Source organism: Allobosea sp. BE125, assembly GCF_031456075.1.
Lineage (GTDB): Bacteria > Pseudomonadota > Alphaproteobacteria > Rhizobiales > Beijerinckiaceae > Allobosea.
In genome coordinates, this window is the sequence record NZ_JAVDTY010000018.1 from 44,441 (window position 1) to 57,778 (window position 13,338).

The 13,338-nt window shown below is 66.7% G+C and carries 14 protein-coding genes; 7 read left to right on the forward strand and 7 right to left on the reverse strand.

All coding sequences use genetic code 11. The features are described 5' to 3' along the window. Positions 1 to 326: 326 nt before the first annotated feature. Positions 327 to 695: a DUF2794 domain-containing protein gene (locus J2Y55_RS28605; RefSeq protein WP_310160104.1), complete on the forward strand. Its 369-nt coding sequence runs from the start codon at positions 327 to 329 to the stop codon at positions 693 to 695. 3 nt (positions 696 to 698) lie between these two features. On the opposite strand, the gene J2Y55_RS28610 is transcribed toward J2Y55_RS28605, so the two are convergent. From J2Y55_RS28610 to J2Y55_RS28625, 4 genes are all read right to left on the reverse strand, one after another. Beyond that, positions 699 to 1,235: a GNAT family N-acetyltransferase gene (locus tag J2Y55_RS28610; protein ID WP_310160106.1), complete on the reverse strand. Its 537-nt coding sequence runs from the start codon at positions 1,233 to 1,235 to the stop codon at positions 699 to 701. An 87-nt stretch (positions 1,236 to 1,322) separates the two neighbouring features. Beyond that, entirely contained in the window at positions 1,323 to 2,099 is a 777-nt protein-coding gene (locus J2Y55_RS28615; RefSeq protein WP_310160107.1) for a Bax inhibitor-1/YccA family protein, read from the reverse strand. A gap of 218 nt (positions 2,100 to 2,317) precedes the next feature. Continuing rightward, entirely contained in the window at positions 2,318 to 4,903 is a 2,586-nt protein-coding gene (locus J2Y55_RS28620) for an ABC transporter permease (protein WP_310160110.1), read from the reverse strand. A gap of 2 nt (positions 4,904 to 4,905) precedes the next feature. Then, positions 4,906 to 5,607, reverse strand: coding sequence for an ABC transporter ATP-binding protein (locus J2Y55_RS28625; protein ID WP_310160111.1), 702 nt, complete (start codon positions 5,605 to 5,607; stop codon positions 4,906 to 4,908). A gap of 153 nt (positions 5,608 to 5,760) precedes the next feature. Between J2Y55_RS28625 and J2Y55_RS28630 the strand changes: the two genes are divergently transcribed. The 4 genes from J2Y55_RS28630 to J2Y55_RS28645 all read left to right on the forward strand — a co-directional run bounded on the left by J2Y55_RS28630 (position 5,761) and on the right by J2Y55_RS28645 (position 8,613). Further along, positions 5,761 to 6,366: an arylesterase gene (locus J2Y55_RS28630; RefSeq protein ID WP_310160112.1), complete on the forward strand. Its 606-nt coding sequence runs from the start codon at positions 5,761 to 5,763 to the stop codon at positions 6,364 to 6,366. Positions 6,367 to 6,482: 116 nt separating this feature from the next. Then, entirely contained in the window at positions 6,483 to 7,538 is a 1,056-nt protein-coding gene (locus J2Y55_RS28635) for an aldo/keto reductase (RefSeq protein WP_310160114.1), read from the forward strand. Between the two features lie 203 nt (positions 7,539 to 7,741). After that, a complete protein-coding gene (gene thpR, locus J2Y55_RS28640; RefSeq protein ID WP_310160116.1) occupies positions 7,742 to 8,320 on the forward strand; it encodes an RNA 2',3'-cyclic phosphodiesterase in 579 nt (192 codons plus the stop codon). A gap of 2 nt (positions 8,321 to 8,322) precedes the next feature. Continuing rightward, a complete protein-coding gene (locus J2Y55_RS28645; protein ID WP_310160119.1) occupies positions 8,323 to 8,613 on the forward strand; it encodes a 4a-hydroxytetrahydrobiopterin dehydratase in 291 nt (96 codons plus the stop codon). A gap of 61 nt (positions 8,614 to 8,674) precedes the next feature. On the opposite strand, the gene J2Y55_RS28650 is transcribed toward J2Y55_RS28645, so the two are convergent. The 3 genes from J2Y55_RS28650 to J2Y55_RS28660 form a co-directional block, all read right to left on the reverse strand. Next, a complete protein-coding gene (locus J2Y55_RS28650; protein WP_310160121.1) occupies positions 8,675 to 9,835 on the reverse strand; it encodes a GNAT family N-acetyltransferase in 1,161 nt (386 codons plus the stop codon). Between the two features lie 53 nt (positions 9,836 to 9,888). Further along, positions 9,889 to 10,554 (reverse strand): DUF6875 domain-containing protein, encoded by a 666-nt coding sequence (locus J2Y55_RS28655; RefSeq protein ID WP_404979060.1) that lies wholly within the window; start codon positions 10,552 to 10,554, stop codon positions 9,889 to 9,891. A gap of 89 nt (positions 10,555 to 10,643) precedes the next feature. Then, on the reverse strand, positions 10,644 to 11,399 hold the full coding sequence (locus J2Y55_RS28660) for an RluA family pseudouridine synthase (RefSeq protein WP_310160123.1): 756 nt from the start codon (positions 11,397 to 11,399) through the stop codon (positions 10,644 to 10,646). 69 nt (positions 11,400 to 11,468) lie between these two features. Here J2Y55_RS28660 and ftsY point away from each other — a divergent pair, with 69 nt between their 5' ends. Both ftsY and J2Y55_RS28670 read left to right on the forward strand, forming a co-directional pair. Next, a complete protein-coding gene (gene ftsY, locus J2Y55_RS28665; RefSeq protein ID WP_310160125.1) occupies positions 11,469 to 12,683 on the forward strand; it encodes a signal recognition particle-docking protein FtsY in 1,215 nt (404 codons plus the stop codon). After that, complete coding sequence (locus J2Y55_RS28670; RefSeq protein WP_310160126.1) at positions 12,680 to 13,303, forward strand: septation protein A; 624 nt, start codon at positions 12,680 to 12,682, stop codon at positions 13,301 to 13,303. Before ftsY ends, J2Y55_RS28670 begins: the two co-directional genes overlap by 4 nt. Positions 13,304 to 13,338 lie beyond the last annotated feature (35 nt).

A 13,338-nucleotide genomic window follows, 5' to 3' on the forward strand; every position in this document is an offset into this window, starting at 1 on the left:
CAAAAGAAAACGGCCAGCGGAGACCGCCGGCCGTGAGGTAGCCTCGAACCGATTGGCCCGGCCCATCCGAACTCCGGGGGGCTGGGGGGCTGGGGGGCTGACAAATCCGAAGATCGTCAGGCCGGGCCGTCGAGGCAACATGGTCAGTTGAACCGCGTAGTTTGGCCTTCGCTTGTCCCGTTTCGGGCGAAAATGCGGCGAAGCTGACGAAGCTGTGATGGCCGTCATTGCCTTGCCGTCGAGGAACCTTGCCAGCGCAGCATCGCAGGCGCATCATCGCCTGCCAAACAGCGTGGCGACCCGGCGGTCGCCGATCGGGAGGCGCAATGAGCGAAAGCGAAACGCCGCAATCGCAGCAGGCCGGCGGGGTCATTGGCTTCCCCAGCCCGGCCAAAACCCCCACCGTTACCTTCGATCGACGCGAACTCGCGGAATTGCTGAACCTCTACGGCCGCATGGTCGCACTGGGTGAATGGCGCGACTATGCGATCGATTTCCTGAAGGACAAGGCGCAGTTCTCAGTCTATCGCCGCTCTTCCGAGGTACCGCTTTATCGCTTCGTCAAGGACCCGGCATTGGCCAAGCGGCAGGGCGCCTATTCCGTCGTGGCGGCGACGGGGCTCGTGCTCAAGCGCGGCCCCGATCTCGGCCGCGTGCTGCGCGTGGTCGACAAGCGCCTGAGCGTGGTGAGCTGAGGCTCACAGCGAGGGCGGCGCCCTGTCGGCCTCGCCCACCTCCTTCTGCATCAGCATCTGGTCGAGCCAGCGGCCATGCTTGTAGCCGACCTTCTCGGCCACGCCGATGAGCCGGAAGCCGGCGCGCTCATGCAGGCGGCGCGAGCCGATGGAGGCGCCGGTGCCGTCGCCGATGACCGCGATCATCTGCCGGAAGCCGCGCGCGGCGCAGGCCTCGATCAGCGCCGCCAGCAGCGCACTGCCGACGCCCGAGCCTTGCGCGGCAGGGGCGACATAGATCGAATTCTCGACGGTCGCGCGATAGGCCGGGCGCGGGCGATAGGCTCCGGCATAGGCATAGCCGAGCAGCGCCCTATCGTGCTCCGCGACGAGGTAGGGGTAGCCCCCGGCCAGGATCGCCTGCTGGCGGCGCAGCATCTCGGCCTCGTCGGGAGGCTCGATCTCCCAGGAGGCGGTGCCGTGCAGGACGGCATGGGCGTAGATCGCCGTGATGGCGGGAATGTCGGTGGGGCGGGCGGGGCGGATCGAAAGCGTCGTCATGGACTGATGATGACCGGGCGGTTGCCCAAAAGAAGAGCCCCGGCCTTGCGGCCGGGGCTCTCAATTATCCGCATGGCGGAGCGATGATCAGCTGTTGCGGTTGCCGAACAGGCTCAGCAGCATCTGGAACATGTTGATGAAGTTCAGGTAGAGCGACAGAGCGCCGTTCACCGAGAGCTTCGCAGCCGATTCCGAGTCCAGGTCGGAGTAGAGATACATCTCCTTCAGGCGCTGCGTATCCCAGGCGGTCAGGCCGGCGAAGACCAGCACGCCGATCGCCGAGATGGCGAAGGACAGCCCGCTCGAGGCCAGGAAGATGTTCACCACCGAGGCGATCATCAGGCCGATCAGGCCCATGATCAGGAACGAGCCCATGCCCGAGAGCGACTTCTTCGTGGTGTAGCCGGCAAGGCTCAGCGCCCCGAAGGCCGCAGCCGTGATGAAGAACACCTTGGTGATCGACTCGCCGGTGAAGACGACGAAGATCGAGGACATCGAGACGCCCATCACCGCCGCGAAGGCGAAGAACATGGTGCGCGCCGTCGCGGCGCTCATGCTTTCAGCCTTGAACGAGAAGAACATGATGAAAGCGAGCGGCGCCAGCATCACGACCCATTTCAGCGGGCTGAGATAAAGCGCCTGGCCGAACGCCGTCAGCGCCGTGACCTTGCCGGTCGGCGAGACGCCGGCGATCGCCAGCATGGAGATGCCGATCGCGGCGAGGCCGGTGATGGCCAGACCGATCGACATGTTGTTGTAGACGCCGAGCATGAACGAGCGCAGGCCCTGATCCATCTCGACGGCGCTGGTCTGCTGTGCGCGGCCGGCACCCCAGACTGGAGCATTGCGGTCGAAGTTGCTCATCGAGCGAGTTCCCCTGACGTTGATTCCGGAGACGGATATCGCCTCTGCGAAACCCATCATCGCCGACAATCGTGGCGATGTCGCGAATATGAGGGGGATTGGCCGCGCTTACAAGGGGCCGTCATGGTTAAGGGGCGCACCCGCATAGAAACGTGGCGTGCGAATGATGCAATGCAGCGGCCGTTTCATGTCTATCGTTAGCCGGAAGCAGATAGTCATCACAAATTCCGCAGATGAGAAGCCGGCGCTTTCGATAGTATCTGCAGCGTTCCGACAAGCCCGAACAGGACGGTAACCCCGACAGCTGCAGTTGCAGCCAGTAGAGCCCCGGTCGGATCACTGACGAATGCGATCTTCATCACTTGCGTGACGACGCCCCAGCCCGCCAGAGCGCCAGCGAGAACGCCGAACAATGCCGAAACGAGGCCGATCGCTGCGTACTCAAGGGCGTACGACGAAAGTATAAAGCGCCTTGTCGCGCCCAGCGTCTTCAGGATCATTGCGTCATAGAGCCGCGCGTGCTGTCCGGCCGCGAGCGCGCCGCCCAGGACGAGCAGGCTGGCGGCGATGGCGAGGCCCGATGCGCCCCGGATCGCGGTGGCGAGCTGGCCGACGATGGTGTTGACCGCTTCCAGCGCGTCCTTCACCCGCACCGCCGTCACCGAAGGAAACGCGACGGCGAGCTTGCGCAGCAGACTCGCATCGTCGGCGCTGCTTGCATTGGTGGCGGGTGTGATCGTGGCGAGGTTGGTGTGGGGCGCGCCGGCGAAGGTGTTGGGCGAGAACAGCATCACGAAATTGATGCCGAGCGAGCGCCATTCGACCGCGCGCAGATTGGCGACGCGGGCGGTGATGTTGCGGCCGAGCACGTTGACGGTGAGCGTATCGCCAACCTTGAGGCCGATTCCTGCCGCGATCGGTGCGTCGAAGGAGACGAGCGGTTCGCCCTTGTAATCCGCCGGCCACCACTCGCCGGCGCTGAGCTTCGAGCCTTCCGGCAGGGCTGCGGCATAGGTGATGCCGCGGTCGCCGTCGAGCACCCAGGCGGCCTGCTCGGTCGCCTTGACGTCCTCGGCCCTGACCCCGTTCACGCTGACGATGCGCCCGCGCATCATCGGCACGCGCTCGGTCACCGCGCCCGGCCGCTGTTCGGCGAGGAAGGCGTCGAAGCGCGCCGATTCGGCATTGGGGATGTCGAGGAAGAAGAAGCTCGGGGCTTTCTCCGGCAAAGCCTGGGTGAGCTGGCGCGTCAGGCTGACATTGATGAAGGCCAGCGCCGAAAGCAGGGCGACGCCCAGTCCCAGCGAGAGCACGAGCGAAGGCGTCAATGCGCCGGGGCGGTGGCTGTTGGCGAGCGCCATGCGCAGGCTCGGATTGCGCGGTCGCGGCAATGCGCGCGCCAGCGCCATCAGACCCCATGAAACCGCGCGCAGCAGCAGGAAGATGCCGGCCATCACGGCGAGGTAGATCAGCGCGATGCGCTGGTCATAGGCGAAGACGAGCGCGACGCTGACGAGCCCGGCCAGGGCCAGGGCGAAGATCATCAGGTAGACCGGGCGCGGGCGGCGGGCATCCGGCTCGATCTGGTCGCGGAACAGCGCCGAGACCGGCACGTCATGGGCGCGGCCGAGCGGCAGAATCGCGAAAACCAGCGCCGTCAGCATGCCGTAGAGCGCTGCGACGCCGAGTTCGCCCGGCGCCAGGGTCGGCTCGAAGGGCAGCGGCAGGATGCCTTGGAGCGCATAGCCCAGCGCGAAAGGCGCGGCCGCGCCGAGCGCCAGGCCGATTGCGGTGCCCAGGGCCGCGACCAGCATGACCTCGGTCAGGTGGATCGCGACGACGCGCCCGCCGGTCGCCCCGATCGCCTTCATCGTGGCGAAATCGAGCTTCTTGGCCTCGACGAAGCGGCGCACGGCATTGGCCACGCCGACTCCGCCGACGAGCAGGGCGGTCAGGCCGACCAGCGTCAGGAACTGGGTGAAGCGCTCGAGATTGCGTTGGAAGCCCGGATTGGCGTTGGAGCGCGAGCGGATCTCCCAACCCGCCTCGCGCTGCTGCGTGCCGGCGGCTGCGATCAGCGCGTCGAGCGCGGCTTCGTCAGAGGCGGCGGCGGGCAGGATGACGCGATAGGTCCAGCGCACCAGGCTGCCGGGCTGGAGCAGGCCGGTGGCGCGCAAGGCGGCCTGCGTCGTCAGCAGGCGCGGGCCGAAGCCGACGCCGGCCGCGATCTTGTCGGGCTCCGAGACGAGATTGGCACGAAGCTGCAGTTTGGCTGCGCCGACCGAGATGATGTCGCCCGGCTTCAGGTCGAGACGCCCGAACAGGACGGGATCGGCGACGGCGCCGAAGACGCCGTCACGCTCAGCGAGGAGATCCGAGAGCAGCGCCGCCGGTTCGGTCGTGACCGCGCCGATGCTGGGATAGCCGGCATCGACCGCCTTGATTTCGACCAGGGCTGCGCCCTTCTCACCGGCATTGGCCATGCCGCGCATGGTGGCGATGGTGGAGACGGCGCCATGCGAAGTGAGGAAGGCGAGTTCCTGCGGGCTCGCTTCGCGGTGGATCAGGCTGAAGGCGGCGTCGCCGCCGAGGATGCGCCGTCCTTCCCGCGAGAGGCCCTCGGTCAGGCCGCGCGAAGCCGAGGCCACCGCTGCGATCGCCATCACGCCGAGCGCCAGGCAGGCGATGAAGACGCCAAAGCCGCGCAGGCCGCCGCGCAGATCGCGCCAGGCGAGCCGCAACGCCAGGGCAACGCCGGTAGCGCGAGAGGGAGGCTGGGCTTCCGGCTTCACGATTGCGTGCATGATCAGGCGACCGCCAGATCGGCATCGGCTTCGATCCGCCCGGCGCGCAGGCGGATCGTCTTGTCGCAAAGGGCGGCAAGCGACAGGTCATGCGTGACCAGCACAAGCGTCGCGCCGCGCTCGCGCCGGAGCGCGAAGATCAGGTCGACGATCGAGCGGCCGGTGCTTTCGTCGAGATTGCCGGTCGGCTCGTCGGCGACCAGGATTGCCGGATCGGGCGCGACCGCACGCGCGATCGCGACGCGCTGCTGCTCGCCGCCCGAGAGCTGGGCAGGGTAATGGTCCATGCGATCGCCGAGGCCGACATTGCGCAATTCCGCCTCGGCGCGGGCAAAGGCGTCGTTGGCGCCGGCCAGTTCCAGCGGCAGCGCGACATTTTCACGCGCCGTCATGGTCGGGACGAGGTGGAAGGACTGGAAGACGATGCCGATGCGTTTGCCGCGGAACAGGGCAAGGCCGTCCTCGTTCAGGCTGCCGAGATCCTGGCCCGCGACCTTGACGATGCCGGAATCGGGGCGCTCCAGTCCGGCCATGGTCATGAGGAGCGTGGACTTGCCGGAGCCGGAGGGACCAACGAGCCCTGTCGCCTCGCCCGAGGGCAGCGACAAAGAAACACCCTTCAGGATATGGACGCGGGCGGCCGCACGCCCCAGACTAAGGTGGACATCCTGCAATTCGATCGCCGGGGCGGGCTTTTCGCTCATCGTGACATGATCCTGACTTCGCGTTCCATCAGACCCTCTCGCACCGCATCATGGAGCGAGTGGGGCGGTACCGCAGCGCACCCCATTCCGGGGCGATATGGGCGTGCCCATGCGCTTGTCCAATCGCTTGCCGCGGTTTTTCTGTTCTGTCTCATGCTGCTTCCGGTCGCGACTATGGCCCAGACACCGCCCCGCCCGCTCAAGCTCGTCGCGTTCGGGGACAGCCTGTCGGCCGGCTACGGCCTGCCCGGCAGCGCCGCCTTTCCCGCCGTGCTGGAGCAAGCCCTGCGCCAGAAGGGCGTTCAGGTGGAGATCAGCAATGCCGGCGTCTCCGGCGATACCGCCTCGGGCGGGCTGGAGCGACTGGACTGGTCGGTTCCCGACGGGACCGACGGCGTCATCCTCGAACTCGGCGCCAATGACGCGCTGCGCGGCATCGATCCGGCGATCACCGAGAAGGCGCTGGATGCGATCGTCACACGGTTGAAGGCGCGCAACATCGCCGTGCTGCTGGCGGGCATGTATGCGCCGCGCAATCTCGGGCCGGATTATACGGGCCGTTTCGACGCCATGTTCCCACGGCTTGCGCAGGCGCATGGACTGGTGCTTTACCCGTTTTTCCTGGACGGCATCGCAGGCGACCGCGCGCTGAACCAGGCCGATCTGCTTCATCCCACCCCAGAAGGCGTCCGCGTCATCGTCCAGCGCATCCTGCCGACTGTCGAGCGCTTCCTCGCGACGCTGCCCGCCAAATCCTGAGCGCGGTTCTCGGCCCGAAAATCGCTTCCCTCCTATTTCGTCTTGCCCGCCTTTTCCGTTTTGCCTTCCTCGCGGCGCGCGCCTGCTCGCCGGTCTTTTCTCGGAGTTGCATCGCCATGGAATACCGTCGTCTCGGGCGCACCGATCTCAAGGTCTCGGTGATCTGCCTTGGAACCATGACCTATGGCGAGCAGAACACGCAGGCCGAAGGCCATGAACAGATGGACTACGCCCTCGACCAGGGCGTGAACTTCTTCGACACCGCCGAAATGTACTCGATCCCGCCCAAGGCGGAGACGCAGGGCTCGACCGAGCGGATCATCGGCAACTGGTTCAAGGCCAGGGGCAATCGCGACAAGGTGATCCTCGCCTCCAAGGTCGTCGGGCGCGGCACCAGCGACTGGCTGCGCGACGACAAGGGCCCGACGCGCGTTACCCGCAAGCAGATCTTCGAGGCGGTCGACAAGAGCCTGGCGCGGCTTCAGACCGACTATATCGACCTCTACCAGATCCATTTTCCCGAGCGGCCAATGCCCTGGGGCTCGAACCCGACGCGCTTCAGCAAGGCGGCCTTCGAAAAGCCGGCCGACGAAACGCCGATCGCCGAACAGCTCGACGCTTTCGCCGAGGTCATCAAGGCCGGCAAGATCCGCCATCTCGGCCTTTCCAATGAGAGCGCCTGGGGCACGATGAGCTTCGTGCGCGATTCGGAAACGCGCGGCGGCCCGAGGGTCCAGTCGATCCAGAACGCCTACAGCCTGCTGAATCGCACCTTCGAGACGGCGCTGGCCGAGGTCGCCATCCGCGAGGATGTCGGTTTGCTCGCTTATTCGCCGTTGGCTCAGGGTTTCCTCACCGGCAAATATCTCGATGGCGCGCGCCCGGCCGGAGCCCGCACCACCCTGTTCAATCGGGCGCAGCGCTATGAGACGGCAGGCGCGGAGGATGCGATCAAGCGCTATGTCGGGCTTGCCCGCGAGGCAGGGCTCGATCCGGCGCAGATGGCGCTGGCCTTCGTCAATTCGCGCTCCTTCGTGACGGCCAACATCATCGGCGCGACCAAGATGGACCAGTTGAAGACCAACATCGCCTCGATCGGCGTCACGCTCTCGCCCGAACTCGAGGCCAAGATCGACGCGATCCACCAGCTCGTCGGCAACCCCTGCCCCTGAAAAGGGGCATCGGCCCCGCATTTTGCCGCCATGGTCGGGCTTGCCCCTACCATGGCGGCTCCTCTCGCCGCGAGGTGTTTCAAGGCGTGGGTGCTCGCCACAGAGGCGGCATGACGGGTGGGCAACGCTGCCTTGTGGACGAAGGCGGTGCTTGCCTGGCTTTTCGTCTCGCCAGAGTCACAAAAAACTGGCACTGATTCGTCATGCCGAGGCTGTTCACAGCTCTGGAAATACCCGCCGAGGTTGCCTCGGTGTTGACGCTGCATCGAGGCGGGCTCGTCGGTGCGCGCTGGATCGAGCCGGCCGATTATCACATCACCTTGCGTTTCCTCGGCGATATCGATCGCCGCATGGCCAATGACGTCGATAGCTTTCTGGCCGATCTGCAATCCTATCCCTTCCAGGTGACGCTCGATTCGCTCGGCAGCTTCGGCGGCGACAAGCCGCGCGCGGTCTTCGCCCGGGTCCAGCCGAGCCAGAAGCTGAGCGAACTCCAGGCCGATATCGAGCGCTTGATGCGCCGGCTCGGCCTGCCGCCGGAGGCGCGCAAATTCGTGCCGCACGTCACCCTGGCACGGCTGCGGGACGCCTCCCCGATCGATGTCGCGCATTATCTCAGCCAGCACCCGATCGTCCGGCCGATCAGCTTCACGACCCGGCGGCTGGCGCTGATGTCGTCGCGCGATTCGGTCGGCGGCGGTCCCTATGTGCTGGAGGCGGCCTATCCGCTTGGGCCGGCCTACCCCAACCGGCTGTCCCAGACCGGTTTCCAGCGGAGATGACGATGCCGAAGCGATTGGGCGCGGAGGCCCGCAACGAGGCGCTGATGACATTGACCGGCTGGCGGCTCGTCGAGGGGCGCGAGGCGATCACGAAGCGCTTCATCTTTCGTGATTTCAACGAGGCCTTCGGCTGGATGACACGCGTCGCGCTGCTGGCGGAGAAGATGGACCATCATCCGGAATGGTCGAATGTCTACAAGACCGTCGAGGTCACGCTGGCAACGCATGACGCCGGCGGCCTGACCGAGCTCGACGTCAAGCTCGCCCGCGCCATGGACGCGCTGGCGGGCTGAGACCCATCAGAACCGCGCCGTCATCCTGGACAAGGCTGAACTCGTCAACTCTTGCCAGTGTTTAGCTCTTGCCGGTGTTCGACCAGGCGGCGAGGCGGCGGGTTACCGGCTCCGGCAGGCTCCGGACGGCGGCCCGCAGCGCCGGGCGCAGATGGCGCAATCCGAGCCGGCAGACCAGCCGGCCCTGCCAGGACAGCGGCAGCATCGCATCGCTCACTACGGTCAGCCCGTCGGCATGCTCCAGCTTGTACGCGTCGGCCGGGGCCAGCAGATCGAACAGCGTGTTGCCGCGCGCCTTGGCGGCAGCGAAGCTGCGATGCACCAGGATGCCGCCGACGCCGCCCCGCTCATGGTCGGGATGGGTCGCGATGACATGGCCGAAGCTCACCTGCTTGCAGTCGAGCGCGAGGTCGATGCCGATCGCCTGGTCATCGCAGCGAATCACGGCGATCCGGAGCGGCGAGCCGCCCTCGGCGTCGCCGGCGAGATCATGGAAAAAGGCGGCAAAGCGCGGATCGGCGACGGTCGGTGCGACAATGCCGTGCCGGGTCAGCGCCATCTGCTTCATCGCGATCGCCTCGGCGGCGAGCCCTGCGGCCTCCGGGCCGGGGCCCAGCGTCGCAAAGCAGATGTCGCCGCGCTCGCTCAAACGGCGCAAGCGTCTGCGATGGTTCGAGCGTTCGCGCGCGGCGTAGACGGCGCTGGGGCCCTCCCGGCCGACGCGCAGGTCGAGATCGGCGTAAGGCGCCTCGCGCTGCTCGAGCAGGATCGCGTCAACCGGCATTCCGGCGGGGGCAAGGGCGGCATCGGTGCGCAGCTTGCGCAATTCAAACAGGTCGGCGCGCAGCGTGCGGACCGCCGCCCAGCCGGCCTGCAACAGCTCCGCTTGGTGGCCATCGCGCTCGACCAGCACATCGCCGAACTGCGCGACAGGCACGCCCATGAAGCGCAGCATGGTCATACCGAAGCGGCGTTGAGCGATCAGCGGCCAGACCATGACGAGCCGGCCTCCGCGCCTGGCCGTGACGATGCTGAGGCGGCTGTCGGTTTCGAGGTAGTGCCGCGCCCAATGGCGCAGGAAGACATGGCTCTGGAAGACCTGCTGCGGCAAAGCGGCGCGGGCGAAGAGCGCGTCCCATTCGGGCTGCAGCGCCAGGAAGCCGTCATGCCCGCTGACGATGTCGATGGTGAGCGCACCGTCGCGCGTGGTCGGGGCAGCCATGCTCGGCGCGGAGAGCTCGCTGCATTTGGTACGAAGCGCGGTGAGGACGGCCATCAGGCGCCGGCCCGGACATGCGAGATCAATCGTTTCACGCCCGCCAGCGGAAAGCGCGCGAGATAAGGCACCAGCAGGAGCGGATGGCGCGCTGCGAAGGGGGCGTCCTGCTCGACCATGTGGCGGATGGCGAGCACCGGCAAAGGTGCGCGCAGCGGCCGGAATTCGGGATTCCACAGTCCCGGCGCGTCGGAATCGGCATACATCAGCCCGATCATGCGGTTGCGGGCGAGCGAATAGAATCTGTGGCGCTTCTGGATGCGCTTGAGCATCGCGATGCCGTCCGGCGCGGCGCAGGCGGGAAAGCCGATGATCACGGTGCGGAAATGCGCCATAGCGGGCTTGGCGGGAATCGCGTTCAGCGCCTTGAAGCCGTCGCGAAGCAGCGTGAAGACCGCCTCTTCGTCCTCGGGGCCGGCATCGCTGATGCTGAGACGCACCGTGTCGAGCTTGGCGGCCTGACGGGTGAAGGGACAGACCGCGCCGGTGCGGCCGAGATCGGCATGAGCGCTCATCAGATAGCTCTCGACCCAGCCGAGCAGGATCGACAGCGCTGTTCCGGTTTGGCCTGCGCAGCGGGAGCGCGCTTCGGGCAATGTCAGAAGAGGACGTGCAGTTGGAACAACCGACATAGGAGTGTCGGCTGCGCTGATTATCTGATGCATGGCCCCGCCCGGCTTTGATGTCCGGGGGGTTTTAATGGGTACACGTTAGGGAAGGGTTTCCCGCAACCTCCGGTAGCCGAGGACCGGCATTAGGATTTTGTAAAAGATTTCGTCCAGCCGCAGAGCGAAAGCGCTGCCTGCATATGCTCCGGCGGCGGGGCTTCGACATGGATCGGCGCGCGTTTGCGGTAGAGCGGGATCGTGATGCTGCGAGCATGCAATTGCAGCCCCGGCCCACCCTCGCGTGGCGCCGTGCCGTAGATTTCGTCGCCGAGCATGGGCCAGCCGGACGCCGCGCAATGCACGCGCAATTGATGGGTGCGGCCGGTCAGGGGCTCCAAAGCGAGCCAGGCGAGCGGCCCGGTCTCGTCGACGCCACGCCCGAGCACACGGAAACGTGTCTGCGAGGGCAAGCCTTCGGGATCGACCTTCATCCACCAGCCGCGATCGGGCGCGCGCTTGCCCAGCGCCAAGTCGATCAGGCCCTCATTGTGAGCGGGATCCCCCTGCACGATCGCCCAATAGGTCTTGTCGATGCGGCCCTCACGGAACATCTGGTTGAGTTCGGCCATGGCGCGGGGATGGCGGCCGAGCACGAGGCAGCCGGAGGTATCCTTGTCGAGCCGATGCGCGGCCTCGGGCCGGCGCGGCAGGCCGAAGCGCAGCGCGTCGAGGTGATCGGTGAGAACCGGGATGACGCGGCGCTTGGCCTGGGGACCGCGATGCGAGGGCAGGCCCGCCGGCTTGTCGATGACCAGCATCATCGCGTCGCGATAGAGCAGCGGCACGGGAAGCTCGGAATCCGGCGTTCCTTGCGAAATTTCTGGTTGATCGGGCGCGGTCATGGCATTGCGCTAGCGAACGCGGCCGGACGACGCAACCTCGAGGCGCGGCATGGTCGGACGACAGGACGGATGATGAGCGAGACGCAACCGAAGAAACGCGGTTTCTTTTCCAGGCTTTTCGGCGGTGAGGACGAGCAGGCGAAGCCGGCGGAGCAGCCCGGCGCGCCCGTCACGCAGGCACCGCCGGAGCCGGAACCTGACGCGCTGATCGCGCCCGACCTGCTGATGGGCGAGGCGGCGCCCTTGCCGATCGCGATGCCCGAGCCCGCGCCGGTGCAGGCCCCTCCGGTCATGGCGCCCCCAGTCACGGCACCTCCAGTCATGGCCTCCCCGCCAGTGGTCGCCGCGCCGGAGCCGAAGCGGAGCTGGTGGCGCAGGCTGACCGAGGGACTGTCGCGGACCTCCTCGGCGCTCACCACCGGGATCACCGACCTCTTCACCAAGCGCAAGCTCGACGCAGGCACGCTCGAAGACCTCGAGGACATCCTGATCCAGGCCGATCTGGGTCTCGCGACCTCGGCTCGCATCGCCAAGGCGGTCGGCGAGGGACGCTACGACAAGCAGATCGAGCCGGCCGAGGTGAAGGCGATCCTGGCGCGCGAGGTCGAGGCGATCCTCACCCCCGTGGCCCTGCCGCTGGCGATCGACGCCACGAAAAAGCCGTTCGTGATCCTGATGGTCGGCGTCAACGGTTCGGGCAAGACGACGACGATCGGCAAGCTCGCGGCCAAGTTCAGGGCCGAGGGCAAATCGGTGATGCTGGCTGCCGGCGACACTTTCCGCGCCGCCGCGATCGAGCAGCTCAAGGTCTGGGGCGAGCGCACCGGGGCCGAGGTCATCTCCGGCCAGCAGGGTGCGGATGCGTCGGGGCTCGCTTTCGAGGCCTTGCAGAAGGCCAAGGCCACAGGGGCGGACGTGCTGCTGGTCGACACCGCCGGGCGGCTGCAGAACAAGACGGGATTGATGGACGAACTCGCCAAGGTGGTCCGCGTCATCCGCAAGCTCGATCCGGAAGCCCCGCATGCGGCGCTGCTCGTGCTCGACGCGACGGTGGGTCAGAACGCGATCAGCCAAGTCGAAGCGTTCCAGGATACGGCCGGAGTGACGGGGCTGGTGATGACAAAACTCGACGGCACGGCGCGCGGCGGCATCCTGGTGGCGCTGGCGGCGAAATTCGGCCTGCCGGTGCATTTCATCGGCGTCGGCGAGAGCGTCGATGATCTGGAGCCGTTCTCGGCGCAGGAATTCGCCCGCGCGGTCGCGGGATTGGGAGAAGCAGCGTGAGCGAGAATGTGGTCGAGGCGAAGCCGGGCAAAAGCGTCAATCCGCTGCTCAAGCTTGCGCTCGAATTCGGGCCGCTGGCGATCTTCTTCTTCGCCAACTCCTATGGCGACCGGCTCTTCGGCGTCGCGCCGGACCGGCGCATCTTCGTCGCGACCGGTATCTTCATCGCCGCCTCGCTGGTCGCACTGGCGCTATCGCGGATCGTGCTGGGCTATCTGCCGCGTATGGCGATCGTCAACGCCGTGGTGGTCAGTGTCTTCGGCGGGCTGACGATCGCGCTCGACGATGCCTTCTTCATCAAGGTCAAGCCGACCATCGTGAACGCGCTGTTCGGCTGCGTGCTGCTGGGTGGCCTGTTCTTTGGCCGCTCGCTGCTGGCGCTGGTGCTGGAGACGGTGCTCCAGCTCGACGAGGACGGCTGGCGCAAGCTGACCTTCCGCTGGGGGCTGTTCTTCTTCGTGCTGGCAGCCCTGAACGAGGTGGTCTGGCGCACGCAGACGCAGGATTTCTGGGTCGCCTTCAAGGTCTGGGGCGTGATGCCGCTGACCATGGCCTTTGCGCTCGCGCAGACGCCATTGATCCTGAAGCATGAGCTGAAGCCGGCGAAGACCGAGGAGTAGCAGGCCGCCTCGCGAGCTGGTTGCTCCCGTCAATT